We start from the raw sequence: 25,793 nt of genomic DNA, 5'->3' as shown, positions 1-25,793 counted from the left end.
GTCAGTCTCCGATCCGGGTAGGCAACCGCCGGGCCGAGGCCGGGTCGGGGCAGCCGCTGAGGATGAGCGCGTCGCGCAGTTCCGCCGAGAGCAGCGCCAGCGCCGCCTCGGCGCCGGCCCGGCCGCCCGCCGCGAGCGCCCAGAGCAGCGGCCGACCGAGCAGCACACCGTCCGCGCCGAGCGCCAGCGCGCGCAGCACGTCGACGCCGCCGCGGACGCCGCTGTCCAGCAGCACCGCGCACCGCTCGTCAACCGCCTCGACCACCTCCGGCAGCATGGTCGCGCTCGCCGGGGCGGCGTCGAGCTGGCGGCCGCCGTGGTTGGAGACCACCACGGCGTCCACGCCGGCGTCCGCGGCGCGGGCCGCGTCGCGCGGGTCCAGGATGCCCTTCACGAGTAACGGCACCCGGGTACGCGCGCGCAGCCACTCCAGGTCCGCCCAGCTCAGCGCCGGGGCGAAGACCGCGCCGGTGTGCACCGCCACCGCCGAGACACCCGGGGTGCCCTGGTGGGCCAGGTCGTCCCGCCCGCCGGGCAGGTTCGCGGCGGTGACGTGCGGCGGCAGCGCGAAGCCGTTGCGCGCGTCGCGCAGCCGCCGCCCGAGCACCGGCACGTCCACAGTCACCATCACCGCCGCGCAGCCGGCCGCCTCCGCCCGGTCCAGCAGGTCGGCCACCAGTGCCCGGTCGCGCAGCCAGTACAGCTGGAACCACACCGTCGCGCCGGTCGCCGCGATCTCCTCGATCGGGGTGCTGGACAGCGTGCTGATCACGTACGGCACGCCCGCCGCGCGGGCCGCCGCCGCCAGCGCCGGCTCGCCGTCGGGGTGCAGCAACCGCTGGTACGCCATCGGCGCGACGGCCACCGGCAACGCGGCCCGGCCGCCGGGTAGCGCCGCCTCCGTGGAGGGGTCGTCCACCCCGGCCAGCATCCGGGGCAGCACCGCCACCCGGTCCAGCGCGGCCCGGTTCGCCGCCAGGGCGGTCTCGGTGCCGCTGCCGCCGTCGACGAAGTCCCACACGTCGGCCGGCAGCACGGCCCGGGCCAGCGCGGCGAACTCGGCCAGGCTGGCCGGCGGCACGAACCCGCCCGCAGCGTCGCCGGCCGCGTCAGCCATGGCCGCCCGTGCCCACGGTGCTCCCGGCCGGATCCACGCCCGCCACCGGTTCGGCCGGGCGGGCCGCGGCGTCCAGCCCGAACGCGCGGCGCAGGAACGCGGCGGCGCGTTCCTGCGCTTCCCGGCCCGCGTCGAACACGCCGGGCATGGCGAAGAACCCGTGCACCATGCCCGGGTAGTCGTCCGTCTCGGTCGGCACCCCGGCCTCGCGGAGCCGCTCCGCGTACCGCAGACCCTCGTCGCGCAGCGGATCGTGCCCGGCGGTGATCACGAACGCCGGGGGCAGGCCGGACAGGTCCTCGGCGAGCAGCGGCGACGCCAGCGGGTGGGCGGCGTCGCCGGGGTCGGCGAGGTAGTGGCCGCGGTACCAGCCGACCGAGTGCTTGTTGAACAGCAGCGGATCCTCGTCGTCGGCCGGCCGGCGACCGGGCCGCTGGTCGGTGTTCGGGTAGACCAGCAACTGGGCGGCGAGCCGGGGGCCGCCGTCGGCGCGGGCCAGCAGCGTGACCACGGCGGCCAGGTTTCCGCCCGCGCTGTCGCCGCCCACCGCCAGCCGGTCGGGGTCGACGCGGAACTCCTCGGCGTGCGCCGCGAGGTGCCGCAGCGCGGCGTGGCAGTCCTCCACGGCCGCCGGGAACGGATGCTCCGGGGCCAGCCGGTAGCCGACCGTCACGGTCTGCGCGCCGGTGAGGTTGACCAGCCGGCGGCAGATCCCGTCGGCGGTGTCGACGCTGCCGAGCGTCCATCCGCCCCCGAAGAAGTAGACGAGCGTGGGCAGCGGGCCGTCGCCGTCCGGCCGGTGGATCCGCACCGGCAGCGGCCCGCCCGGGCCGGGCACCGTCGTGTCGCGTACCTCGGCGACCGGCTCGACCGCGCCGGAGCCGGCGCGGATCGCGGCGAGGTCGGCGGCGCGGGCCTGCGCGAGCGTCTGGGTGTAGAGCGGCACGGTGCCGGCGGCGGCCCGCACGGCCCGCCACGCGACCACCTGAGGATCGAGTGTCATCCGGCCTCCCCGGTGGTGACGAAGAGTTTGTCGATACCGCGCAGGAACAGGCTCCCGCTGTACGTGTAGGGCTGGGTGACGGCGAGCCGGGGGAAGCGCGCGAACAGGCGCGGCAGCGCCAGCCGGCCCTCCAGCCGGGACACCGCCGAGCCGAGGCAGAAGTGCAGCCCGACGCCGAAGGCCAGCGACGGCGGACCGTCGCGGTGCGGGTCGAAGCGGTCCGGGTCGGGGAACCGTGCCGGGTCACGGTTGGCGGCGGCGATGAGCAGCAGCACGTTGTCGTCGCGGTCGATCGGCACGCCGCCGAGGTCGACGCCGGCCGGCGCGGAGCGGGCCAGGAAGTGCACCGGGCTCTCCATCCGCAACACCTCCTCGACGCAGCCGCGCGCCAGCGCGTCGTCGCCCGGCAGCGCGGCGGTCACGTCCGGGTGGTCCAGCAGCAGCGGCAGGCCGTTGCTGAACATGTAGACGGTGGTGACGAAGCTGGCGTTGAACAGCACGATCAGGTTACTGATCAACTCCTCCTCGGCGAGGTCGACGCCGCCCGCGTCGAGCACCTCGACCAAGCCGCTGATCAGGTCGTGGCCGGGCGTACGGCGGCGGTGGGCGATCAGGTCCCGGTAGTAGGCGCGCAGCTCCTCGGCGGCCTGGTTGGCCCGGGCCAGCCGCTCCGGCGTCTTGCCGGCGACGTCCATGTACTCGTCGATCCAGTCGACCCGCTGCCGGTACCAGGACAGGTCGGCCGCGGGCAGGCCGATGAACTCGGCCATCACCAGCGCCGGGACCGGGTACGCGAAGTCGGCCACGAAGTCCACCTCGTGCCCGCCCGCGCCCGCCTCGGCCATGTAATCCAGGCGTTCGGCGACGATCCGCTCGATCACCGGCTCCAGCGCGCCCAGGCGGCGCGGGGTGAACGTCTTGGCGAACACCGCGCGCATCCGGGTGTGGTCCGGGGGGTTGACGAACATCATCGAGGTGAGGAACGTGCGCAGGATCTCCTGCTCCTCCCAGCCGGGCGGGAAACCCTTGTACCAGCCGGGATCGCGCAGGATCTGGTCGACCACGTCGTATCCGCCCGCGACCGCGCTGACGGTGCTGTGCTCGGCCCGGGCCGGAACGGCGTTTATCGGCCCGTGCTCGTGCAGGGCCGCGTAGAAGGGATAGGGGTCCTGCCGGCCCTGTTCACTGTAGAGCCCGGTCAGGATGTCGCTGACGTCCACTGTCTTTCCTCCCCAGGAAACGGCGGCGGGGGCGGCGTCGTGTCGACCGCCGCCCCCGCCCGGTGTCACAGTCCGAGCAGCTTCAGTGGCACGGCGTTCGCCATCACCGCGGCGCCCGTGTCGTTCGGGTGGATGTGGTCACCCGAGTCGTACGCCGGCAGCAGCCGGGTCGGCTGGGCCGGATCCCGCATCACCGCGTCGAAGTCGACGACGCCGTCGAACTCGGCCCGGCCCGGTCCACGCAGCCAGGCGTTCACCGCCTGCCGGGTGGCGTCCTTCTCCGGCGTCCACACGCCCGGCCCGCCGTTGCCCTCGTACGGCATGAGCGTGCCGGCGATGCTGGTCAGGCCGCGCGCCTGGACCTGCCGGTTGAGCTGGCGCAGCGAGGCGATGATCGCCTCCGGGCTGTCGTCGTTCATCCAGATGTCGTTGATGCCCAGGTGGGTGATGACGGTACGCACCCCGGTCTGCGGGAACACGTCCTCGTTGAGCCGGGCCAGCGCGTTCGGGCCCAGCTCGTAGTAGCCGGGGAACCCGCCCGCGCCGGGCTCGGTGCCCTCGTGGTTGAGCCGGTTGCCGGCCAGGCTGAGGTTGAGCACGCCCGGGGTACGCGGGTCCGGGCGGGCGTCGATCAGCCGCTTGGCCAGCAGGTCCGGCCAGCGGCGGTCGGCGTTGACGGTGCTGCCGTTGCCGTCGCCGATGGAGTCGCCGAGCACCACCACCGAACCGGGCGTGACCTTGCGTTCCACGTCGATGCCGGACAGGAACATCCAGCAGCAGTTGGGCCGGATGGTGAAGCCCGTGCCGTCGGCCGCCGAGGTGAGGTCGGTGGCGCCGATGAAGTTGGTGACCCGGGACTGGCCGTGGAACGTGACCGGCCCGGTGAGCACCGGGAAGTACAGCGTGACGACCAGGTCCTCCTGCTCGGCCACCGGGAAGGCCACCGGGTCGCTGAGCAGCTCGGCGCCCTTGTTGATGGTCGCCGAGCCACCGCCGGAGAACGTCAGCTGGCGGACGCTCGCCGGCACGATGTCGGACAGGTCGTCGGCGGTGGCGGTGTTCGGCCGGGCGATCGTGGCCCGGCCGACCTGGACGGCCTGCTGGCCGTACAGGTTGGTCAGCCGCACCCGCAGCCGCGGCCCGCCCACCGAGGTCTGCACCGTCATCCGGATGCTCTGGTTGTTCAGGCCGGTCTCGGTCAGGCCCACGTTGTTCCCGCGGGTCACCGCCGCGGCCCAGGTTCCGGCCCACTCGGCGCGCCCGTGCCCGGCGGGGTCGTTCCCGGTCGGGCCGGCGCTCGCGGTGACCGCCGGGGTGGCGGCGATCAGCAGCGTGACGGCGGAAGCTATGACGTGCCATCTCTTCGGGGTCGGCATCGATCCTCCATGGTCGGCAGCCCCGGGCGTGACGCGGTCAGCGACACGGCCCGGGCGATGGACCGGAAACTAGCTTCCGGCCGCGACGAGCGTCAATCAACCTGATCGACATGATCAAATGCCCGCGGGACGGGACGCGGCGACGATCGGCTCTGTCCGCCGTGGACCGCCGCTACCTAGGCTCGGGGCTGGCGGCGGTGCGGTCGCCGACAGTGGCACCTGCCGTCATGTCCCGGCCCTGACCTGGCCGGACGCCGCTCGCGGACGATGATGGGGGCTGCCCGATGACCGACCGGCCGAACTACGTGCACGAGGCGCTGGAGCTGTTCGCCGGGTTCGGCGACCGGGAGGCGCTCGTCGGCGGCGGACGCCGCCTCACCTACCCCCAGGTCGCCGCCGAGGTGCGCGGCCTGGCCGCCGCACTGCGCCACCACGGGGTACGCCCCGGCGCGGCGGTGCTCGTGATGCTCGGCAACACGGTCGAGGGTCCGCTGCTGCAACTGGGGTTGCACCTGCTCGGCTGCCGGACCATGTGGGTCGCGCCGGTGACCTCGCGGCGGGAGGTCGACGAGTTCGTCGCGCTGTCCGCGCCGGAGGCGTTCGTGTACGACCCGCGTGACGCGCAGGCGGTCCAGGTCGCCGCGGGGCTGTCCGGCGTGCCGGTGCTCTGCCTCGGCCCCGGCGGCGCCGGACCGGACCTGACCGCCGGGGCCACCGGGCCGGCCGCGGACCTGCCCGCCGGGGTGCCCGCGCCGGAGTCGTTCCTGCAGACCAGCGGCACCACCGGCACGCCGAAGCTGGTGCACCACCGGGAGAGCTTCTACCGGCAGGTGCTCGCGCTCGCCGCCGACTTCCGGGGCGCCGGGTTCCCGCTGCTGCGGCACCTGTCGCACTCCCCGATGTGGCTGGCCAGCGGCCAGATCACCACACTGTTCAACCTGTTCACCGGCGGTGTGCTGTTCCTGCGCGAGCAGTGGGACCCGGCCGCGTTCATCGCCACGGTGGACGCCGAACGGCTCACCTCCACGTTCGTCACCCCGCCGATGCTCTACGAGGTGCTCGACCACCCCGACCTGCCGGGCGCCGACTTCTCCGCGATGTTCATGTTCAACGTGGGGGCCGGGCCCGCCGCGCCGGCCCGGCTGCGCCAGGCCATCGCCCGCTTCGGCCCGTGCCTGCGCATCGTGTACGGGCTCAGCGAGGCGGTCGTCATCTGCGCGCTGCCCGGGCTCACCGAGGATCCGGAGCACCCGGAGCGGCTGCGTTCCTGCGGCCGCCCGTACGGCGACGTGACGGTGGAGATCCGCGACGCCGACGGGCGGGTGCTGCCGGCCGGCGAGGACGGCGAGGTGTGGGCGCGCACCAAGCTGAGTTTCGCCGGATACCACGGCCAGCCGGAGCTGACCGCCGACACGCTCGTCGACGGCTGGGTCCGCACCCGCGACATCGGCCACCTCGACGCCGACGGCTACCTCTATCTGGTCGACCGGTTACAGGATCGGATCCTCACCCGGCAGCGCAGCTGGCCGATCTACTCCCGCCCGATCGAGGACGTGCTCGCCGGCCACCCCGAGGTACGCGCCGCCGCCGTGATCGGCGTGCCCGACCCGGTGGCCGGGGAGCTGCCGCACGCGTACGTGGTGCCCGCGCCGGGGGCGTCGGTGACCGGCGAGGAGCTGATCGCGCTCGTGGTCGGGGAGCTGAGCGAGACCTGGGCGCCCGGCGCCGTGGAGTTCGTCGACGCGCTGCCGCTGAACCGGTCGGCGAAGGTGGACAAGCGGGCGTTGCGGGCCCGGTACGCCGCCGCTCACCCGGCCGGCGCCGATCCGATCGGCAGTCCGGCGTGAACCCGCGCCGGGAGTTGTACACCCTGGTCGGCGCCGACCTGCTGTCCAACCTCGGCACCCGGATCTCGGTGGTCGCCATCCCCTGGCTGGTGCTGGAGACCACCGGCAGCCCCACCAAGATGGGCCTGGTGGCGGCGGCGGAGACGCTGCCGTACATGCTCTCCAGCGCGCTGGCGACACCGTGGGCGGACCGGTTCGGGGTACGCCGTACCTCGGTGTTCGTGGACGCGGCGAGCGCCGCCGCGATGGCCGTGGTGGCGCTGGCGCCCTGGCTCGGATTCGGCGCGTTGCTGGTGCTGGTGGCGATCGCCGGCGGGCTGCGGGGCATCGGCGACCGGGTCAAGCACGTGCTGTTCAAACCGGCCGCCGAGCGGGCGGGGGTGCCGCTGATCCGGCTCACCAGCGCCTACGACGGTCTGGCCCGGGGCATGACGCTGTTCGGCGCGGTGCTCGGCGGGCTGCTCATCGACTGGGTCGGGCTGACCCGGGCCATCTGGATCGACGCGGCCACGTTCGCGGTCTGTGCGCTGCTGATCGGCGTGCTGGTCCGGCCGTCCGCACCGGCCGAGCCCGCGCCCCGGGAGCCGTACCTGCGGGCGCTGCGCGGTGGCTTCGCGTACCTGCGCACCGACCGGACGCTCATGACGATGCTGATCGTTGTCTCGGTGTCCAACATGTTCGCCAACGCCAGCGTCGCGGTCTGGATCCCGCTCTGGGTCAAGCAGGTGCTCGGCGACCCGGCCGGATTCGGTCTGCTGCTCGGCGTCTTCTCGGCCGGCGCGCTGCTGGGCAATGTGCTGTTCACGGTGTTCGGCACCCGGCTGCCGGCCGGTACGACGTTCGCGCTGGGGCTGACGCTCAGCGGCGCGCCCCGGCTGCTCGCGCTGGCGCTCAGCGACGACCTGGTGGTGGTGCTCGTGGTGACGTTCCTGTCCGGCATCGGCATCGCGGCGGTGAACCCGCTGCTCGGCGCGGCGCTCTACCAGCGGGTGCCGGGCGAGCTGCAGACCCGGGTGCTGGGCATCTCCGGATCGGTGGCGTTCCTCGGCCTGCCGGTGGGCGCGCTGCTCGGCGGCTGGTCGGTGGCGCTGTTCGACCTGGCCCCGGCGCTGCTGGTGATGTCGGTGGTCTGCCTGCTGCTGACCGTGGGACCGCTGCTGCTCACCCGCGCGTCCCGGCGCCCGGAGGTGGAGCCGGCCACGCCGACACCGGTCTGAGCCCTGCCGGTCCGAGCCGGCGTGTCGGTGGGCGCCGGTAGGGTCGGGGCCATGGCGACCTGGGACGACGTGCGGCGCATCGCGCTGGCCCTGCCCGAGACCACCGAGCGCGGCTCGCACGACGACCTGCCCGCCTGGCGGGTGCGCGACAAGATGTTCGTCTGGGAGCGGCCGCTGCGCCGCGGCGACCTGGAGGCGCTCGGCGACGCCGCGCCGGACGGCCCGATCCTCGGCGTCCGGGCGCCCGACCTGGGCGCCAAGGAGGCGCTGCTCGCCGACGACCCGGCGGTCTACTTCACCACGCCGCACTTCGACGGCTACCCGGCGGTGCTGGTGCGGCTCGACCGGATCGACGTGGACGAGCTGACCGAGCTGGTCACCGAGGCGTGGTACGCACGCGCCCCGAAGCGGCTCGCCGCCGCGCACCGGGCGCAGCAGGCATGACCGCGCCGGTGGAGGCGGTCGTCTTCGACATGGACGGCACGCTGATCGAGTCGCACGAGGTCGTGCCCGCCGCGTACCGGGCGGCGGTGCGCGCCGGGGGCGGCCCGGAATACACCGACGCCGAGGTCATCGCCGGCTACTCGCTGGGCTCCCCGATCGACCTGCTGTCGCACCTGCTGCGCCGGCCCGCCACCGACGGGGACCTGGCCGGCTACCACGCCGAGCTGTCCCGGATCGCCGGGCAGGTCTGCGTCTACCCCGGCGTCACGCAGATGCTCACCGAGCTCGCCGCCCGGGTGCCGGTGGGCTTGTTCACCGGTGGGAGCCACGTCGCGGCCGGCATCATGCTCGACCGGGTGGGCATCCTCGACCGGTTCGGGGTCGTCCTCGGCGGTGACCAGGTGTCCCGGCCCAAGCCGGCGCCCGACGGGGTGGAGCTGGCCTGCCGACGTCTCGGGGTGCCACCGAGCCGGGCCGCGTACGTGGGCGACTCGCCGCTGGACCTGCGCGCCGCCCGGGCGGCCGGGACCACAGCGGTGGCAGCCGCGTGGGGCCACCAGTACGATCCGGCCGAGCCTGCGGATCTGACCCTGTCCCACCCCGCGCAGGTGCTGTCCCTGCTCCCGGACTCCCTTCCCCCGCGCGGTCCGCTCGGCTAGCCTGCCGAGCATGCCATCGACGCTGACCGAGGCGACGGACCCGTGGTGCCTGCGGCCGGGTAAGGCCGCCGGCCTGCTGCGGGGGCATCCGTGGCGGCGGTTCGTGGTGCTCGGTGACAGCGTCGCGGAAGGACTGTGCGAACCGGTGGACGGCTACCCGGGCATCCAGTGGGCGGACCGGATCGCGGCGGAGCTGCGTGCCGTGCGACCGGAGTTGGCCTACCTGAACCTGGGTCGGCGCGGGCTGCGCGCACACGAGGTCCGGGCCACCCAGTTGGCCGACGCGCTGGCCTTCGAGCCGGACCTGGCCCTTGTGGTGTGCGGCGGCAACGACGCGTTCCGGTCCGCCTACGACCCGGAGGCGGTCGACGCCGAACTCACCACCATGATCGCCGCGCTGCGCGGCGCGGGTGCGGACGTGATCACCGTGGGCATGTTCGACGTGTCGCACAGCCCGGCGGTGCCGGACGCGCTGCGCGCGGGCCTGGGCGAGCGGATGCGCCGGCTGTCCCGGCACACCCGGGTCGTGGCCGAGCGGCTGGGCACGCTGCACGTGCACCTGACCGACCACCCGCTGGTGGCCGACCCGTCGCTCTACAGCAGCGACGGCCGGCACGGCAGCGCCCGCAGCGACGCCGTCGCCACCGCCGAGACGCTACGCGTCCTGGCCCGCCGCGACACGTCCGGCTCCCCGGAAAGGAACCCCGCGCCGCCGTCGGGGCGCGGCACGTCGGGCCGGTGAACAGTCCCCGGGAGGCCGCGGTGCCGTTCCGGTCCGTGCCCGCGGAGCGCGCTCTCGTGACAGCATCAACCGAGATCGAGCGGCTCGGCCTCACGGCGCGGGCGGTGGTGCTCGGCCCGGCCGAGTCACCGACCATGCGCGTCACGCTGTTCCGGGGCGGGGCACGGGTCGCCGTGGGCGCGGGAAAGGGAGCGGGTCCCCAGGGCGCGGCGAGCGCGCACTTCGAGGCCCTGGAACGCCATCTCATGTCTGCCCGGGACAGCCGCCGATGGACCACGGACGCCACGAGGCTGCTGCCGGCGAGCGCCGTGGCCGGACAGTCCGCCCTGGAGTCGGATCTGGTCGTACAGCGGTGGGCGGCGGAGTTACCGGACTCCGTCGCGGCATGTGCCTCGTACGGCGAGGTTCGTTATCCCACCTTCCTCACGGACCCGCGCTACTACCGGTGGCCGGTGGCGGGTGACGACGTCCGGCCGTACCGCAGTCTCCTGCGATACTCGTCCAGCCTGGGCACCGCGGCCGGCGTCGGCGTGGCGGAGGCCGTCTATCACGGCCTCTGCGAGCTGATCGAACACGACGGGCTCGGGCAGGCGCTGCTCCGGTGGTACGTCGCCGGAGTGCCGGACGTCGACCTCGTGCCGGCCGGGGACCTGCCGGACCATCTGCGGACACTGCACGCGCAGGCCGTACGGGCGGCCGGCGCACCCGTACACCTGCTCGACGTCACGACCGACCTGGACGTGCCGGTGTACCTGGCAGTCAGCCCGGCCGGCGGCGAGCCGACCCGGCTCGGGGCCGGCGCATCGCTCTGGGCCACCGACGCCGCGTCGCGTGCCCTCGGCGAGCTGATCCAGGTCTGTGCGCTCTCCTCACCGGCCGCCGGCTCGCCCGCGGTCCAGCGTCTGGCGGCCTGGCCCGCACTGCGACGATCTGCCCTGATGCCACTCGACGGGCTGCTCTCCGGGCCGGTGCGGGCGGTGCCGCTACGCGCGGACGTAGCCGGCGACGGCAGCCCGGGTTGGGGGCTGGAGCACGTCCGGCGGGCTCTGGCCCGTCGCGGCATCGACCACCACGTGTGCGAGGTCACGCCGGTCGGCTCACCGATCGCGGTGGCCACCACGATCGCCCCGGGGCTGGAACGCTTCAGCCTGGTGCGACACGGGGTGCCTGTCGTCCCGACCGGACGGGGATGGCACTTGTGGCCGTCGCCGGACCGGGCGATCATCAGCTGACCACATCCGGTCCTAACGATATGAGGACACATGTCTACTCAGGAGAATCGCTTCGTCCCCGGTGGCGGCAGCCTCTGCTTCCACCCCGGTGACGACGTCGAAGAGCCGATGGCTCAGGATCTCGGCATCGCCCCCGGTGGCGGCACCCTCTGCTTCCACCCCGGCGACGAGGAAGACGCGCCGACGCTTCGCCTCGCCGACGATCTGGCGGCGGACCTGCACCTCGCGCTGACCAGCATCGACGACCGCCACCTCGCCGTGCTGGCCTGAAGGAGGTTGTGACACGGCTCGTGGAGACAGCCGGCGTCGACGGAAGCCGGCTGTTTCACCGTGACTTCTCCCTCTGGTACCTCGCCCGGTCGATCTCCGTCGCCGGGACCGCCGCCAGCGCCGTAGCACTGCCGCTACTCGTCTACCGGACGAGCGCGTCCCCGACGCTGACCGCGGCGGTGGTCGGGCTCGAAGCCCTGCCGTACCTGCTGTTCGGGCTCTTCGCCGGAGCCGCCGCCGACCGCCTGCGGCGTAAGCGCATGATGATCATCGCAGACGTGTGCTGCGCGCTGCTGCTCGCCACCGTGCCGGTCGCCGCGTTGTTCGATGTGCTCGCCCCCTGGTACCTGCTCGTCGTGGCGTTCGGCGTGGGTTGCGGTTTCTGCTGGTTCGACGCGGCGGCGTGGGGCGCCTTCGTGCGCATCGTCGGCAAGCCGGGGATCACCCGGGCGAACAGCCTCATCTGGTCCACCGAGATCGTGCTGGAGATCGCCGCGCCCGCCGCCGCTGGACTACTTGCCGCTGTCGCCGACCCCACCCTGGTGCTGGCCGTCGACGCCGTCACCTATCTGGTGTCCGCCGCGCTGCTCGCCCAGATCCGCGCCGGCTTGGATCCGGGGCCGGCGGTGGCCCGCCGGGTGCGAGCCGAGATCGCCGAAGGACTGCGCCACCTCTGGCGGACGCGGGTCCTGCGGACGCTGACCGCTGCCGGTTTCGGGCTCAACGTCGCCGCCGGCGGCGTGCTGGGACTGCTCGTCGTCCACGCCGACGAGGTGCTCGATCTGAGCCCGGAGGACCAGCGCCTGGGTCTGCTCTTCACGGCCGCCGCTGTCGGCTCACTGGTGGCCGCCGTCGCCCTGCCCAGGGCCAGCCGGTGGGCCGGCCAGGGAACGGTGTCCATCACGGGCCTCGTCATCTTCGTCGCGGCCCTCATCGGCCTGGCCGGCACGTCGGTGTTCGCCCTGGCGTTGGCGTGGTGGGCGATCTGGGCCGTGGCACGCCTGACCGTGAACGCGAACGGCATCACCGTGCGCCAACTCCTCACACCCGATGCGCTGCAGGGCCGCGTCAACACCACCGGGCGCATGCTGGCCTGGGGCGGCACGCCGTTCGGCGCCCTGATCGGAGGGCTGGCCGCAGACACCTTCGGGGTCCGGGTGGCGTACCTGATGCTGGCCGTGCCCGTCGTGCTCAGCCTCGCTCTGGTCGTCACCTCACCGGTGCGTGGCCTGCGCGTCACGGTCGACTAGCCCGTCGATCAAGGAGTTTGTGTCAACGGCAAGCCCTGGTGAGGACACAAACTCCTTGATCAACGCGGGGAGGCGGGGCGGGCGAACGCGGGCGGTGGGGGCGGTCAGCCGGTGAGGAGGATGCCGGTCAGCAGGACGCCTCGGGCCAGGTTGAGGACCTCCTCGCAGCCCGGGTAGCCGACCCGGGCCAGCGCGCCGGAGCCGGTGCGGTCGAACAGGTACGGGGCGAGGCTGTACGGGACGTCGGCGGTGACCGTCTCACCGGTCTCGATCTGCACGAAGTCCATCGCCACCCGGTCGGCCTCGTGATAGCGCTGCAGGATGTTGCCGCCCTCGGCGATAGCCGCGCGCACCCCGTCCGCCCACGCCACCGGGCTCATCTCCCGGCCGATCAGCACGCCGTGCCCGGCCGACCCGCCGGCCGGCTTGGCGACCAGGTCCGCCCGTTCGGCGAGCGCCCGGTCGAGCTGGTCGGCGGTGAGCGCCACGGTGTGCGGCACGTAACGGCGGATCAGCGTCCGGTCGTCCTCCGGCAGCAGGTCCAGGTCCTCCCAGAGCCAGGCATAGTTCAGCTTGTTGCTGAGCAGCCAGGCGGCGCTGCTGACGAACATCGGCAACGTGCCCGCGGCGAGCGCGCCGGCCACCGCGTCCAGCCCGGCGCTGGGGGTGACCCGGTTGGGCACGAACAGCCGGAACAGGGCGTCCACCGGGCCACCGCCGACGACCAGCCGGTTCTGCTCGTCCAGGCCGGCGGTGGCGACCGGGGCGATGACCAGGTCGATGCCGAACGGGCGGGCCTGGTCGATCAGCGGGGACAGGATCCGGATGAACGTCTCCGGGTCGTCCAGGCCCGGGTAGTCGGCTTCGAAGTCCATCAGCAGCGCCACCCGGGCGCCGTCGGGCAGGCCGAGCGTGTCCCGGATGGCCACGAACCGCTGGTCCAGCAGGGACGGCGCGGGCCGTGCGCCGTCGAGCAGGTCGTGCGCGCGGTACAGCTCGGCGTACCGCTGGATGACGGTGTCGGCGTCGAAGCCGCCGCCGAGGCTGCTGTCGATGTTGTACTCCACGATGCACGGCACGCCGCCGGAGAACAGCACGTCCGGCCGGTACGCGGCGAGCAGCCCCTCGTGCAGCTCCTCGTCCGGGTCGAGCAGCCGGGTCTCCCCGTCCGGCACGTCGAGCAGAAGGCGCAGCTCACCGGCGGTCCGGGCGCGACGCCGGCAGGCCTCCAGGATGAGCTGGGCGATGCGGTCGCAGACCTCGTTCAGCTCGCGGAACGCGTCGGCGGTGAACACCGGCGGGCGGGCCAGCCGCCACTGCTTGTTGTACGTGGCCCGGCCGTGGAAGATCTTCTCCCACGCCGCGGCACCGGTGGTCACCATCGCGGTACGGGTGGACTCGGGCAGGTCGGTCCACGCCTGGCCGAGCGGTGGCCACGTGTAGTTCGGGTCCATCGTTCATCCGTCCTTGAGGGTCAGTTGGATGGCGGCGGTGAGCTGGTCGCGGCCGGGTTGCACGGCCCGGTCCAGGGCCGGCGCGAACGGCAGCACCGCGCCGTCGGGGCGGGTGACCCGCCGGGGCGGCGCGGCCAGCCGGACCCGCTCGACCACCGTGGCGATGATCTCCCCGGCGATGCCGCAGGAGCGGTTGCCGTCGTCGACGACCACCAGCCGGCCGGTGCGGCCGACGGACTCGACCAGCCCGTCCCAGTCGAACGGGTAGATCGTGCGGGGGTCGAAGACCTCCACCGACGCCTGGCCGGCCAGGTCCTCGGCGACGGCGAGCGCGTCGTGCACCAGGTGCCCGACCGCCACCACCGTCACGTCGTCGCCGGCGCGGCGGACGATCCCCCTGCCCAGCGGCACCGGCGCCGGGTCGGTGACGTCGGCGCGCAGGTCGAGGGCGCCCGCCGGGGCGAAGACCACCACCGGGTCGTCGCAGCGGATCGCGGACACCAGCAGGCCGTACGCGTCGGCCGGGGTGGCCGGTACGACGGTGGTCACGCCGGCGTGGGCGAACAACGCGTACGGGTGGTCGGAGTGCTGCCCGGCCCAGCCGGTGCGGGAGCCGGAGCCGGGCACCACGTAGGTGACCGGCACCGCGCACTGGCCGCCGGTCATCAGCGGGAACTTGTGCGCGTGGTTGACGATCTGCTCGAAGACCAGGAACAGCAGCGACGGGATCTGGAACTCCACCACCGGGCGGGCCCCGGCCAGCGCCGCGCCGGTGGCGAAGCTGGTGAACGCCTGCTCGGACAGGGGTGTGTCGCGGACCCGTTCCGGGCCGAACTTCTTCAGCAGGCCGGTGGTGACGTTCGCGGCGGCCACCCGGATGTCCTCGCCGAGCACCACCACCGACTCGTCGCGGGTCATCTCGTCGGAAAGCGCCCGGGTGAGTGCCCTGCGGTAGGAGAGCCGGGGCATCAGCCACCTCCGGTCCGGGCGGTGAGCCCGCTGGCGTACAGGTGGTCCAGGGCGGTCGACGGGTCGGGGTGCGGCCCGGCGAGCGCGAATTCGACGGCGGCGTCCAGTTCCGCCTCGACGGCGGCGTCCACCTCTGCGCGCACCGCCGGGTCCAGCCGCGCGCCCTGGATGTCCACCGGGTCGCGGGACCGGCCCTCGGCCACCTCCTCCGGCGGCCGGTAGTCGAGGCGTACCTGATGTTCGAAGGTGTGGTGGGCGTCGAAGCGGTAGGTGTGGGCCTCGACCAGCTCGGGGCCGCCGCCGGCGCGCATCCGCGCGACGGCGGCGGCGGTGACCTCGCGTACCGCCTCGGGGTCCTGCCCGTCGACGGCGGCCGCCGGCATGCCGAACGCGGCGGCCCGCCCGGCGATGGTGCCGGCGACCGCGCCGGCGACCGGCATGGTGGTGGCGTAGCCGTTGTTCTCGCAGACGAACAGCACCGGTACCCGCCAGAGCGCGGCCAGGTTGAACGCCTCCAGGAGCATGCCCTCGTTGACCGCGCCGTCGCCGAAGAAGGTGGCGCCGACGATGTCGGCGCCGCGCCGCCGGCGCTCCCACACCGCTCCGGTGAGGATCGCGCCGGCGGCCCCGACGATGGCGTTGGCGCCGAGCACGCCGACGCCGAAGTCGGCGGCGTGCATCGACCCGCCCCGGCCCCGGTTGAGGCCGGTGACCCGGCCGCACAGCTCGGCCAGCATCCGGGCCGGGTCGGCGCCCTTGGCGAGCACGTGCCCGTGCCCGCGGTGGGTGCCGGTGACCAGGTCACCGGCGGTGAGCGCCGCGCAGACTCCGGCGGCGATCCCCTCCTGCCCGAGGTACGGGTGGATGCCGCCGACGATCTCCCCGGCACGGACCAGCTCGATCGCGCGCTCCTCGAAGCGGCGGATCAGCCGGACCGTCCGGTAGAGCCGGACCGGGTCGGATTCGGTCACGCCGGACGGCCCTCCTTGACGGCGGCGAGGATGTCGTCCCAGAGACGGGCGCGGGCGGCGAGCGCGGCGTTCACCGTGTCGGCGCACTCCTGCCACTTGGTGTCGTCGTCGCCGCACAGGTCGGCGAGCATCTGCATGGCCATCGGGGTGTGCTGCTCGCCGTCGACCTCGATGTGCCGCTCCAGGTAGTCGACGAACTTGTTGAGCCGGTTGCTGCGCTCGTTGACGGCGACGACCTGGGTGAACATCTCCGGGATGAGGTCCTCGCGGCCGAACGCGAACGCCGCGGCCTGGCAGTGCACCGGGGTGGTCTCGATGATCCGCCAGGTGGTGCCGGCGAACGCGGCCGAGGCCGCGGGGACGCCCGCGGCGCCGAGCGCCTCGGTGACCGGCGTGCCGTCGCGCAGCAGGCCGACGAGCTTCTCCACGGCCGTGGTGTCGGCGCCGGCCTCGGTCATGCCCTGCACGTACAGCTCGAAGTGGCTGATGTAGCCGTCGCCGAGCTCGTCGCTCTCCTCGACCATGACGATGTCGTTGATCAGGCGGCGGCTGCCGGTCGGGCCGGTCGGGATCCACGGCACCGTGACGCAGGTGAGCTGCCGCTGCAACGACTTCAGCAGCGACATGAAGTCCCAGACGGCGAAGACGTGGTGCTCCATGAACGTGACGAGCGCGTCGTGGGTGTCGAGGTTGGCGTAGAGGGGGTGCTTGACCACCACGTCGCGGCGCTCGGTCACCGCCCGCTCCAGCCGCTCGATGCCCGGGTGCGTCTTACCCCAGTCGTACCGTGACATTGTCAGCCTCCCTGCTGGGCGCGGTCGCGCCAGATGACCGGGCAGTAATCGGGGTCCGCGTAGTCCGGCCGGCCGTCGTGGGTGCGGCGGACCAGCACATCGTGGTTGTACGCGGCGAGCGTGCCGTCGGAGAGCGGATACTCCCGCCAGGCGTTGTCGCCGTCCTGCAGGTGCAGCGAGACGGCCCGCCGGGGCCGCCCGCTGACGTTCGCACCGCTGCCGTGGTAGATGCGGCAGTGGTGGAAACTCATGTGTCCCTTGGGGATCACCATCGGGATCTTGCGGATCTCGGCGCCGTTGTACGCGGCGTTCTCGGCCAGCATCGTCTCGAGCTGGTCGCGGTCCCGGTCGGCGAAGTGGCGCACCACCGTGTCGTCGGCGCCGATCTCCCGCCAGCGGTGGGAGCCGTCGACCATGGTGATGGTGCCCATCTCCTCGCCGCAGTCGTGGAACGGGATGAACGCGGTGAGCATGTTCTCCGACGACGAGGACGCCCAGTAGTGCTTGTCGAAGTGCCACGGCACGATGTTCGACGGCTCGCCGGCGATCGGCGGCTTCCAGATCAGCGTGGACTGGAAGATGCGGATCTCGGCGGCGCGGGCCAGCCGGGCGGCGACCGCCCCGATCAGCGGCTTGCGCAGGATGCGGGCGATGCCGTCGTGCTCGTGGTGGACGTAGTCGTTGTGCCGCTGCACGTCACCCCGGGACGGCTCCCAGTAGGCCAGCTTCGGCGGCCGTGCCGGCAGCAACCGGTCGCGCTCCCCCGCGTAGTAACTGTCGGTGGCGGCGACCAGCTCGTCCACCTCGTCGTCGGTGAGCAGCTTCTTCGACAGGTACCAGCCGTGCTCGGCGTAGTGCCGGACGTCCTCGTCGGAGGGCAGCAGCGCCTCCTCCTCGGCGGTCAGCGCAGGATCGATGGTGGTCATGCCCCTCCCCCTCCTCCGGCCGCGGCGGCGGAACTCGCCCCCGCCACGGTCAGCTCGCGTTCCTTTGCCTCGTAGAGCGCCTTGATGTTGCCGCTGCCGAAGGTGCGCGCCCCGCGCCGCTCGATGAGTTCGAGGAAGAGGGTGCGGCGCACGTGCATCGACTCGGTGAAGATCTGCAGCAGCTGCCCGTCGTGGTCGGAGTCGACCAGGATGCTCAGCTCGCGCAGCCGGTCCACCGGCGCGTCCAGCCGGCCGACCCGCTGCTCCAGGCCGTCGTAATAGGCGCCGGGCGTGCTGGCGAAGCGCACCCCCCGCCCGGCCAGCGCGCCGACCGCGGTGATGATGTCGTCGGTACGCAGGCCCAGGTGCTGCACCCCGGCGCCGGCGTGCCAGCGCAGGAAGTCCTCGATCTGCCCCGGCCGGGCGCCGGTGTCCGGCTCCAGCAGCACGAAGGTGACCCGCCCGGACGGGCTCTGCACCACCTTGGAGTTCATCGCCTGGCCGGCGACCTCGATGTGCTCGGTGAAGATGTCGGCGAAGCCGAACACCTTCTCGTAGTGCGCGACAGTCTCGTCGAGCTGCCCCGGCGGCACGCAGATGGCCAGGTGGTCGACCTCGGCGAGCAGGGTGTCCGTCCCGTCCGGCGCGTCCACCGGCTCGATCGCGCCGGGCAGGAACACGCCCGGGTCGCCGCGCCGCTGCACGAGGCGGTGCACCACGTCGCCGAAGCCCCCTACCTCGGCGACCACCACCTCGGCGTCGGCGCCGGTGAAGGTGCGCGGCGGGCTCAGCGCCGTCGCCCCGCGGTCCACCAGTTCCGCGTACGTCCCGGCGGCGTCGTCGACGGCGAGCGCCACCACCGCGATGCCGTCGCCGTGCCGGTGCACGTACGTGGCCGCCGGGTGCTCGGCGGACAGTCCGGTGGTCAGCAGCAGCCGGATGCCGGCCTGGGCCAGCAGCAGTGACCGCTGCCCGGCCAGCCCGGTCTCCGGACCGCCCTGCCCGCACAGCCGGAAACCGACCGCGTTGTCGAAGTAGAAGGCTGCCTGCCGGGCGTCCCCGACGTACAGTTCGAGATGATCTATCCCGTTGATGTTCATGGGCTTCCCCTGTTCCCCCCGTGATCGCGACCCGGGCCGACGCCCGGGATTGGAGTCCGGTCAGCCCGCGGCCGGGGCGGTGGCCCGGCGGGCCGGCCCGGAGAGCCGGCGCAGGAGCAGGCTGACGTTCTGGCCGCCGAACCCGAACGAGTTCGTCAGCGCGTGGGCGGCCCGGGTGGGCCGGGGCGCGGCGCGGACGTGGTCCGCCTCGCACTCCGGGTCCGGGTCGTCCAGGTGGTAGGTGGGTGGCAGCAGGCCACCGTCGAGCGCCAGCGCGGTGGCGGCGGCCTCCAGCGCCCCGGACGCGCCGAGCAGGTGCCCGGTGAGCGCCTTGGTGGAGCTGACCGGCACGGCACCCGTACCGAAGACCTCGGCCAGCGCGATCGTCTCGGCGACGTCACCGAGCTTGGTGCCGGTGCCGTGCGCGTTGACGTACCCGACGTCGGCGGGCTCGACCCCGCCGGCCGCCAGCGCCCGGCGCATGCACGCCGCCGCGCCGGCGCCGTCCGGCCGGGGCGCGGTCGGGTGGTACGCGTCGGTGTTCGCCCCGAAACCGGCGACCTCGGCGTAGCCGCGCACACCCCGTCCGTCGGCGTGGCCGGCGCGCTCCAGCACCAGCAGGGCCGCACCCTCGGCGAGCACGAAACCGTTGCGCCGCTTGTCGAACGGGCGGCTCGCCTCGGTCGGAGAGTCCCAGCCCCGGGCCAGTGCCCGCGCGTTGCCGAACGTGTCGGCGAACGTGCCGAACAGCGGCGCCTCGCTCGCCCCGCACACCACCACGTCGGCCTCACCGGCGTGGATGAGGCGTACCCCGTCGGCGACGGCCTGGGCCCCGGAGGCGCAGGCCGTGCCGACCGACGAGCTGTAGCCGCGGATGCCGTGCGCGATGGCGATCCGCGCCGAGGGCATGTTCGGCAGGATGCCGGTGAGCAGGTACGGGCTGACCGCCGCCCGGCCCCGGGCGGCCCGTGCCAGCACCTGGCTCTCCAGGGTGGACATGCCGCCCACACCGCCGATGATCACCGCGATCCGCTCCGGGTCGACGTCGCGGCCCACCTCGATGCCGGCGTCGGCGAGCGCCTCGGCGGCGGTGATCAGGGCGAGCAGCACCACCCGGTCGAGCACCTTCGTCTCCGGGCCGGAGGCGACGCTGCGCGGGTCGATGTCCGGCAGCACGCCGGCCACCTCCAGGCAGCCCACCGCCGGGTGTCCCTCGGGCAGGCGGCGCAGCCCGGACCGGCCGGTGAGCAGCGCGTCGAACGTGTCCGCGGCGCCGCGTCCGGCCGGGGTGAACAGGCCCATGCCGGTGATGACGGCGGTCACGACGGCGTCTCGGTCAGGTAGCGCTCGCGCAGCGCCACCTTGCGCACCTTGCCGGTGACGGTGACCGGGATGTCGTCGGCGCGTACCGGGACGACCCGGCGCAGCGTGGCCGCCACGTCCGGGCCGAGCGCGGCGCGGATGCGCTCGGTGCGGTCCGCGTCGGGGTCGGCCCCGGCGGCCAGCTCCAGCAGCACGTCGGTGGTGACCGTGCCGTCGTCCGCCTTGACGATCACCACTGTGCAGTCGGTGACGTCGGGGCAGGCGGCGAGGATGCGCTCCTCGGACAGCGCGGTGAAGAACCGCTTCCCGTCGCCGGCCTCGACCGAGTCGACCGCCCGGTCCAGGTGGTAGTAGCGGCCGTCGTCGTCGGCGTACACCAGGTCGCCGGTGAGGTACCAGCCGCGCAGCCGGAACCGGTACGTGGTGACCGAGTCGTTCCAGTAGCCGCGGAACAGCGACGGCGAGTCGATGCCGAGCCAGCCGACCTGCCCGGGCGGCAGCTCGTTACCGTCGGCGTCGAGCACGGCGACCCTGGTGAACCGGTACGGGCGTCCGACGCAGCGGCCGTACCTGTCGGTGTCGCCGGTGTGGGTGATGTGGAACATCGAGTGGCCCATCTCGCTGGAGCCCAGGCCGTCGATGAACACCGACCCGGGTACCCGGGTCACGCCGCCGCGCGTCACCACGTCCCGGGAGCCGACCGCGACCAGCCGCCGTACGTGCGGCTCGTGCGAACAGTCGCCGGTGTTGAACCACAGCCGCACCGAGTCCAGGTCGTAGCCGGAGAGGTCGAACCGGGCCAGCTCGGCCCAGGTGACGGAGAAGCCGAACACGCCGTCCGGGCGCCACCGCTGGATCGCGTCGAGCACCCGCTCGCCGCCCTGCTCGGAGAGCAGGAACATCTCCGCCCGGTTGCCGAGCGCCTGGTTGACCATGAGCACGGTGGCGGTGTGCGGGGCGGGCAGCGCGTTGAGGATGCGTGTGGTGCCCTGCGCCTGCGGCATGGACAGCAGGTGGCGGGTGGCGGCGAAGAGGCTGGCGTGCGAGTGCAGCACCGCCTTCGGCACGCCGGTGGTGCCGGAGGTGTGGGTGATGACGATCGGGTCGTCCGGGTGGTGCCGGTAGTGCGCGGGCGCCGATTCCGGGTCGCCGGTGCCGGCCTGCGCGGGCTCGCCGAGCATCGGCGCGCCCAGGTCGTGCCCGGCCAGCGCCTCGGCGTGCGCGGCGTCGGCGAGCACCCCGGCGGCGCGCAGCCGGCGGATGTACTCGGCGGCGATCTCGGGGCGCAGCCTGCCGTTCATCAGCGCCGGGATGGCGCCGAGACGGGCCAGCGCCAGGAACGACAGCACCATGTCGGCGGCGGTGCCGGCCCAGACCGCGACCGGGTCGCGTGGCTTCACCCCGCGCTCGTGCAGCCAGGCGGCCCGAGCGGCGACCATCCGGTCGAGCCGGCCCAGGGTCAGCGGTGTCTCGGCCGGGTGGCCGTCGACAGCGGTGTCGAACGTGAGCCCGGGCCCGTCCGGGTCGGCGCCGTGGGCCAGCACCCGGGCGAGCACGTTGCCCGCCCCTATCTCCGCGTCGGCCGCCAGCGCGCCGCGCAGTCCCTTCGTCCTCATTGACGTGTCCCCTCCCCCAGCAGCACCGCGGTCGCCTCGCCCGGCGCACCGTCCGGTGCCAGTTCGATCAGGATCAGCAACGCCTGTGCGGCGTCGCCGTCGTACAGCAGCAGGTCCGCCTCGGCCTCCCCCTCGGCCCGCGCGTCGCCGGTCGGGCTCAGGCACACCACCGGCCCGTCCAGTCCCCAGCGCGCCGCGACGTGCCCGGCCACGCTGTTCGGCACCGACTGGAAGAAGAACAGCGGACCGATCCGCCCGCCCCCGGCCACAGTGGCGCGCACGTGCGCCGCCCCGGCGGTGTCCCCACCGGCGCTGACCAGCACCACAGCCGTCTTGTTGCCCGGCGGCAGCGGCAAGGCGCCGTACCGTCGCGCCAGGCACCGCTGCGCCACCGCCGCCACCAGCGGCGCGAACGGCGAGTGCACGAACCCCGGCACCCCCGGCACCCCCGCGCCCTCCTCCCCGTCCCCCGCCTCGGGCCACCGGGCCTCCGCCAGCACCGCCACCCGCTCGCGCGATCGTGCACTTCCGGCCCCGGGCGTGGGCGTTGCGCCCGTTTCGCCGGGGCCGGAAGTGCACGATCGCGGGAGGCCGGGGTGGGGGGCGGGGGCGCGGGCGGTCATGAGGTGCTCACCAGGAGGGCCGTGTTGGCGCCGCCGAAGGCGGCGTTGAGGGTCAGGGCGTGTTCGGTTCTCGCGGGACGGGGGGCGTCGCGGATGACGTCCAGCGGGCACTGCGGGTCGGGGCCGAGCCAGCCGGCGGTGCCCGGCAGCTTGCCGCGCCGCAGGGCCAGCACCGTCACCACCAGCTCCAGCAGGCCGGACGCCTCCAGCGCGTGCCCGTGCACGGACTTGGTGGAGCTGACCGGCAGCCGTCCGGTGTCCTCGCCGAACACGCGGGTCAGCGCCGCCGCCTCGGAGGCGTCGCTGAACGGGGTGCCGGTGGCGTTGGCGTTGACGTAGCCGATCGCGTCCAGGGACAGCCCGCTGCGGCGCAGCGCCGCCTCGACCGCCCGGGCCAGCCCGAGCCCGTCCGGGTGCGGCTGGCACGGGTGGTACGCGTCCCCCGCCCGCCCCCAGCCGGCCACGTTCGCCAGCGTCTCGGCGCCCCGCCGGGCGGCGGCGCCCGCCGACTCCAGCACCACGACGGCCACCCCGTCGCCCAGCAGCAGGCCCTTGCGGCCGGCGCTGAACGGGCGTACCGCGCCGTCGGCGGCGAGCGCCCGCCCGGCGTCGAACAACGCGAACTGGTCCGGTTCGACCAGGTAACCGGCCGCGACCACGACCCGCTCCAGGTCGCCCCGGCGGATCAGCGCCGCCGCGTCGGCGACCGCGCTGCTCGCCGAGACGCACGCGGTGGTGTAGATCCGGGTACGCCCGCCCAGGCCGCACCGCTCGGCCAGGTGACCGGCGAGCGCCGGCACCGTCGGTGAGTCCTGCCCCTGCGGTACGGGCAGCGAGTGCGGCCCGCCGTGGGTGGCCAGGAACAGCGCCGAGTCCGCGCGGGCGGCCCGGTCCAGCCCGGCGGCCCGGGCGGCAGCGTCGACTCCGTCGGCCAGCTCGTCGGCGAGCGTGCCGACCTCCGGCAGGGTGGCCGCCGCCGTCACCCGGCGGCCGGTGGTGTCGAAACGGCGCACCGGCCCGAACGCCGGGGTGCCGGTGAGCACCCCGGCCAGCAGCGCGTCGGCACCCCTGCCGAGGGCGCTGAGCGCGTACGTGCCGGTGATCCGTACGGTCTCCCGCTCAACCATCTGCGGGAGCGGTGAGCGAGGTGTGGAACACCGCGAGCGCGTCGTCGACGGTGCGGATGCCGGCGAGCTGGTCGTCACTCAGGTCCAGCCGGCGGTCGTAGCGCTGCTCGACCATGTGCACGAGCCAGGCCAGCTCCATCGAGCCGAGCCGGTCCGGCACCTGGTCGACGGGTTTCGCGGTCAGTTCGGCGAGCATGCTCACCAGGTCAGCTCGCCCCAGGTCGGGCTGACCGGACATCAGGACTTGTCGCTGTTCGGAACCACCCGGTCGGCGACCATCGTGGTGAACTCGCCGACCGTCATCAGCGCCATCTTCTCCGACTCGTCGTCGGCGAACTTCAGGCCGTACCGGTCCTCGACGCGGACCGCGAGGTCGGCCAGGGCCAGCGATTCCAGGTCGACACCGGAAGGGCCGAGGGTGGTGTCGTCGTCAAGTTCCTCCACGTCGTAGTTCATGTCGGCGAGCTGTTCGATGACGAAGGTGCGGACCTCGTCTCGCATGGGTTCAGACCTCTTCTCCGTGTACCGGCTGACGGTGCCCGGTCGGGACACCGTGTGCGTGGGAACCGGCCGCGTCGGGCGCGCTGGTGACGCGTTGCCCGGCCGGTCCGGGGCGGGATTCGGGGTGGACCGGACGTCCGGCGGGCGTGCGGCGGGCGTGCGGCTCGTACAGGGGGCCGGTCACGACGCCGCGTCCCGCAGCGCCGGGACGGACCGGACCAGCTTTCCGGTGGTCGTGCGGGGCATCTGGTCGAGCAGGCGCAGGGTGCGGGGACGCTTGAAGCCGGCCAGCCGTTCGGCGATCAGCTTGTCCAGCGTCTCCTCGGTCAGCGAGCCGTCGGTCTGCGCGTACGCGGTGATGCCGTCGTCCCAGACCACCACCGCGGCGGTGACGCCGGGCAGCCCGGCGACCGTGGCCTCCACCTCGGTCAGGTCGACCTTCAGGCCGCCCACCGACACCTGCGAGTCCAGCCGGCCCTTGATGGTGACCAGGCCGGTGTCCGGGTCGACCGCGCCCGCGTCGCGGGTGTGCAGCCAGCCGTCGGCCCAGCGGGTCGGGTCGGCCGGCCCGACGTACGGGTTGTCCGGACAGGACACCCACAGCTCACCGTCGCGCTCGCGTACCTGGATGCCGGGGGCGGGCGCGATGGCGGGCCGGTGCCGCCCGTACAGGTCGGTGCCGATGACGCCGACCTCGGTCATCCCGTACATGTTGCCCAACGGCACGCCGTAGCGGTCGGTGAACGCCTTCGCCACGGCGGCGGACACCAGCTCGCCGCCGGTGGTCATGCGCTTGAGCTGGGGCAGCGGCCCGGCCGGGGTGGTGGAGGCGAGCAGCCCGATGTGGAACGGCACGCCGAGCACCGTGGCCGGGGTGTCCTGCGCGGCGACGGCGGCGAGGATCGCGTCCCCGCTGAGCCGTTCCGGCGGGCACAGCTCGACGCCCGCGTGCAGCCCGTAGAGCAGGCCGCCGACCAGGCCGAGCACGTGCACCATGCTGGGCAGCAGGATGATCCGCTCACCGGGCAGCGCGACGCCGTCGATGCGGGTGTAGCGGTGCACCTCGGCGATCAGGTCGGCGGCGGTGCGGCCGATCACCTTGGACGGCCCGGTGGAGCCGGAGCTGAGCTGGATCACCGCGTGCGGGCTGCCCGCCGGGCGGTCGGAGTACGCGCTGACCCCGGCGGTGACGTCGACGAAGATCCTCAGCGCCCCGCCACCGGAGCGGGCCGGTGCGACCACCACCTGCGGGCCGAGCCGGCGCAGCGCCTGGTCGACCTCGTGGTCGGTGAGCCGGTGGTCGAGCAGCACGGCCTGGGCGCCGGTACGCCAGGTGGCGAGCAGATACGCCACGTACGCCAGCGAAGGCGGAAGGCGCAGCGCGGCGGCGCCTCCGGCGCGCAGCCCGGCCTCGGCGAGCGCCGCCTGCGCCTCGCCGACGAGCCGGCGCAGCGTGCCCTTGTCGACCGGTTCGGGCAGGCGGAGGCAGACATCGGTGTCGTGTCCGGTGAACAGGATGTCGTCCACCCAGTCCGTCGTCGAGGCGGGATCCTCCGCCACGGGATGTGCAGTCACGACCAGCCACCGTTCCACTGAGGAACTGGGCGATCCGCCCAGCGGTACGTCGTTCGGGTACGGACGGAACCCTACGGCGGCCCTTTTTGCATCACCAGATGCAAATGGCTAGATCAAAAACGGCGGCTGGGTGGATTGCTCAGGCTCGATCGGACAGGCAGGATCGGGCGCACGCCGGCTTGGTGGCCCGCCGGCTGTGCCGCCCTGCGCGCTGCACGGCGGGTTGAGGTGCGGCCGCGCGGGGAACTCCGCTTCCGGCGGACCGAGGTGGCCCGCCAGGATGATCGGAGGAACCATGCGCGGTCTCTACCTGGTCCTGCTGGTCGTGCTGATCCTGGTGCTGATCGGCCTGCGGCTGTGGCTGCCCGGCCGCGCCCGGGAGGCCGGTCGTTCACTGCGCCGCCGCGCCGACCGGCGGAGGTGACCTGCGCCGGCGC

The 25,793-nt window shown here is 73.8% G+C and carries 26 protein-coding genes; 9 read left to right on the top strand and 17 right to left on the bottom strand.

Annotated elements, in window-relative coordinates; translation table 11 throughout:
- Position 1: 1 nt before the first annotated feature.
- The 4 genes from ACFYO8_RS02540 to ACFYO8_RS02525 all read right to left on the bottom strand — a co-directional run bounded on the left by ACFYO8_RS02540 (position 2) and on the right by ACFYO8_RS02525 (position 4,716).
- On the bottom strand, positions 2–1,117 hold the full coding sequence (locus ACFYO8_RS02540) for an alpha-hydroxy acid oxidase (RefSeq protein ID WP_354863646.1): 1,116 nt from the start codon (positions 1,115–1,117) through the stop codon (positions 2–4).
- Positions 1,110–2,120, bottom strand: coding sequence for an alpha/beta hydrolase (locus ACFYO8_RS02535; protein ID WP_354863648.1), 1,011 nt, complete (start codon positions 2,118–2,120; stop codon positions 1,110–1,112). Before ACFYO8_RS02535 ends, ACFYO8_RS02540 begins: the two co-directional genes overlap by 8 nt.
- Positions 2,117–3,340 (bottom strand): cytochrome P450, encoded by a 1,224-nt coding sequence (locus ACFYO8_RS02530; protein WP_354863650.1) that lies wholly within the window; start codon positions 3,338–3,340, stop codon positions 2,117–2,119. The genes ACFYO8_RS02535 and ACFYO8_RS02530 overlap by 4 nt, the downstream gene beginning before the upstream one ends.
- A 65-nt stretch (positions 3,341–3,405) precedes the next feature.
- Entirely contained in the window at positions 3,406–4,716 is a 1,311-nt protein-coding gene (locus ACFYO8_RS02525; RefSeq protein ID WP_387188274.1) for an SGNH/GDSL hydrolase family protein, read from the bottom strand.
- Positions 4,717–5,000: 284 nt separating this feature from the next.
- Between ACFYO8_RS02525 and ACFYO8_RS02520 the strand changes: the two genes are divergently transcribed.
- From ACFYO8_RS02520 to ACFYO8_RS02485, 8 genes are read left to right on the top strand one after another with little or no spacing between them, the layout of a single operon-like run.
- Positions 5,001–6,563: an AMP-binding protein gene (locus ACFYO8_RS02520; RefSeq protein WP_354863652.1), complete on the top strand. Its 1,563-nt coding sequence runs from the start codon at positions 5,001–5,003 to the stop codon at positions 6,561–6,563.
- Complete coding sequence (locus tag ACFYO8_RS02515) at positions 6,560–7,780, top strand: MFS transporter (RefSeq protein ID WP_354863654.1); 1,221 nt, start codon at positions 6,560–6,562, stop codon at positions 7,778–7,780. Before ACFYO8_RS02520 ends, ACFYO8_RS02515 begins: the two co-directional genes overlap by 4 nt.
- Positions 7,781–7,831: 51 nt before the next feature.
- Complete coding sequence (locus tag ACFYO8_RS02510) at positions 7,832–8,224, top strand: MmcQ/YjbR family DNA-binding protein (RefSeq protein WP_355047538.1); 393 nt, start codon at positions 7,832–7,834, stop codon at positions 8,222–8,224.
- On the top strand, positions 8,221–8,883 hold the full coding sequence (locus tag ACFYO8_RS02505) for an HAD-IA family hydrolase (RefSeq protein WP_354863658.1): 663 nt from the start codon (positions 8,221–8,223) through the stop codon (positions 8,881–8,883). The genes ACFYO8_RS02510 and ACFYO8_RS02505 overlap by 4 nt, the downstream gene beginning before the upstream one ends.
- 10 nt (positions 8,884–8,893) lie before the next feature.
- Positions 8,894–9,625, top strand: coding sequence for an SGNH/GDSL hydrolase family protein (locus ACFYO8_RS02500; RefSeq protein WP_387256688.1), 732 nt, complete (start codon positions 8,894–8,896; stop codon positions 9,623–9,625).
- 56 nt (positions 9,626–9,681) lie between these two features.
- Positions 9,682–10,857, top strand: a complete 1,176-nt coding sequence (locus tag ACFYO8_RS02495) for a YcaO-like family protein (RefSeq protein ID WP_354863662.1) — start codon at positions 9,682–9,684, stop codon at positions 10,855–10,857.
- 30 nt (positions 10,858–10,887) lie between these two features.
- Positions 10,888–11,127 carry a hypothetical protein gene (locus ACFYO8_RS02490; protein ID WP_354863664.1) on the top strand — a complete coding sequence of 80 codons (240 nt, stop codon included), beginning with the start codon at positions 10,888–10,890 and terminating at the stop codon, positions 11,125–11,127.
- An 8-nt stretch (positions 11,128–11,135) separates the two neighbouring features.
- Positions 11,136–12,377 carry an MFS transporter gene (locus ACFYO8_RS02485; protein ID WP_355095559.1) on the top strand — a complete coding sequence of 414 codons (1,242 nt, stop codon included), beginning with the start codon at positions 11,136–11,138 and terminating at the stop codon, positions 12,375–12,377.
- A 104-nt stretch (positions 12,378–12,481) separates the two neighbouring features.
- Here ACFYO8_RS02485 and ACFYO8_RS02480 read toward each other — a convergent pair whose 3' ends face one another.
- From ACFYO8_RS02480 to ACFYO8_RS02420, 13 genes are all read right to left on the bottom strand, one after another.
- Positions 12,482–13,831: a hypothetical protein gene (locus ACFYO8_RS02480; protein ID WP_355095557.1), complete on the bottom strand. Its 1,350-nt coding sequence runs from the start codon at positions 13,829–13,831 to the stop codon at positions 12,482–12,484.
- A 3-nt stretch (positions 13,832–13,834) separates the two neighbouring features.
- The gene (locus tag ACFYO8_RS02475; RefSeq protein ID WP_354863670.1) at positions 13,835–14,800 is read right to left on the bottom strand and encodes a transketolase C-terminal domain-containing protein; all 966 of its coding nucleotides are present in this window, start codon (positions 14,798–14,800) and stop codon (positions 13,835–13,837) included.
- Entirely contained in the window at positions 14,800–15,771 is a 972-nt protein-coding gene (locus tag ACFYO8_RS02470) for a thiamine pyrophosphate-dependent dehydrogenase E1 component subunit alpha (RefSeq protein WP_354863672.1), read from the bottom strand. The genes ACFYO8_RS02475 and ACFYO8_RS02470 overlap by 1 nt, the downstream gene beginning before the upstream one ends.
- Positions 15,768–16,565 carry a DUF3050 domain-containing protein gene (locus ACFYO8_RS02465; RefSeq protein WP_354863673.1) on the bottom strand — a complete coding sequence of 266 codons (798 nt, stop codon included), beginning with the start codon at positions 16,563–16,565 and terminating at the stop codon, positions 15,768–15,770. The genes ACFYO8_RS02470 and ACFYO8_RS02465 overlap by 4 nt, the downstream gene beginning before the upstream one ends.
- Before the next feature lie 2 nt (positions 16,566–16,567).
- On the bottom strand, positions 16,568–17,491 hold the full coding sequence (locus tag ACFYO8_RS02460) for a phytanoyl-CoA dioxygenase family protein (protein WP_354863675.1): 924 nt from the start codon (positions 17,489–17,491) through the stop codon (positions 16,568–16,570).
- Positions 17,488–18,591: a 4-hydroxyphenylpyruvate dioxygenase gene (gene hppD, locus ACFYO8_RS02455; protein WP_354863677.1), complete on the bottom strand. Its 1,104-nt coding sequence runs from the start codon at positions 18,589–18,591 to the stop codon at positions 17,488–17,490. Before hppD ends, ACFYO8_RS02460 begins: the two co-directional genes overlap by 4 nt.
- Before the next feature lie 60 nt (positions 18,592–18,651).
- Positions 18,652–19,914, bottom strand: a complete 1,263-nt coding sequence (locus tag ACFYO8_RS02450) for a beta-ketoacyl-[acyl-carrier-protein] synthase family protein (RefSeq protein WP_354863678.1) — start codon at positions 19,912–19,914, stop codon at positions 18,652–18,654.
- A complete protein-coding gene (locus tag ACFYO8_RS02445) occupies positions 19,911–21,530 on the bottom strand; it encodes a class I adenylate-forming enzyme family protein (protein ID WP_354863680.1) in 1,620 nt (539 codons plus the stop codon). The genes ACFYO8_RS02450 and ACFYO8_RS02445 overlap by 4 nt, the downstream gene beginning before the upstream one ends.
- Positions 21,527–22,036: a beta-ketoacyl synthase chain length factor gene (locus tag ACFYO8_RS02440; protein WP_354863682.1), complete on the bottom strand. Its 510-nt coding sequence runs from the start codon at positions 22,034–22,036 to the stop codon at positions 21,527–21,529. The genes ACFYO8_RS02445 and ACFYO8_RS02440 overlap by 4 nt, the downstream gene beginning before the upstream one ends.
- Before the next feature lie 113 nt (positions 22,037–22,149).
- Positions 22,150–23,280 carry a beta-ketoacyl synthase N-terminal-like domain-containing protein gene (locus ACFYO8_RS02435; RefSeq protein WP_357707955.1) on the bottom strand — a complete coding sequence of 377 codons (1,131 nt, stop codon included), beginning with the start codon at positions 23,278–23,280 and terminating at the stop codon, positions 22,150–22,152.
- Positions 23,273–23,518: an acyl carrier protein gene (locus ACFYO8_RS02430; protein ID WP_354863686.1), complete on the bottom strand. Its 246-nt coding sequence runs from the start codon at positions 23,516–23,518 to the stop codon at positions 23,273–23,275. The genes ACFYO8_RS02435 and ACFYO8_RS02430 overlap by 8 nt, the downstream gene beginning before the upstream one ends.
- Entirely contained in the window at positions 23,518–23,781 is a 264-nt protein-coding gene (locus ACFYO8_RS02425; protein ID WP_354863688.1) for an acyl carrier protein, read from the bottom strand. The genes ACFYO8_RS02430 and ACFYO8_RS02425 overlap by 1 nt, the downstream gene beginning before the upstream one ends.
- Positions 23,782–23,961: 180 nt before the next feature.
- Positions 23,962–25,356, bottom strand: a complete 1,395-nt coding sequence (locus tag ACFYO8_RS02420; RefSeq protein WP_354863690.1) for a fatty acid--CoA ligase family protein — start codon at positions 25,354–25,356, stop codon at positions 23,962–23,964.
- Positions 25,357–25,636: 280 nt separating this feature from the next.
- Between ACFYO8_RS02420 and ACFYO8_RS02415 the strand changes: the two genes are divergently transcribed.
- Positions 25,637–25,780, top strand: coding sequence for a hypothetical protein (locus ACFYO8_RS02415; protein ID WP_354863692.1), 144 nt, complete (start codon positions 25,637–25,639; stop codon positions 25,778–25,780).
- The last annotated feature ends 13 nt before the right edge of the window (positions 25,781–25,793 follow it).

It is taken from the genome of Micromonospora sp. NPDC005257 (assembly GCF_042872445.1).
GTDB lineage: Bacteria > Actinomycetota > Actinomycetes > Mycobacteriales > Micromonosporaceae > Micromonospora.
This window is presented reverse-complemented; position numbering and strand designations above follow the sequence as displayed.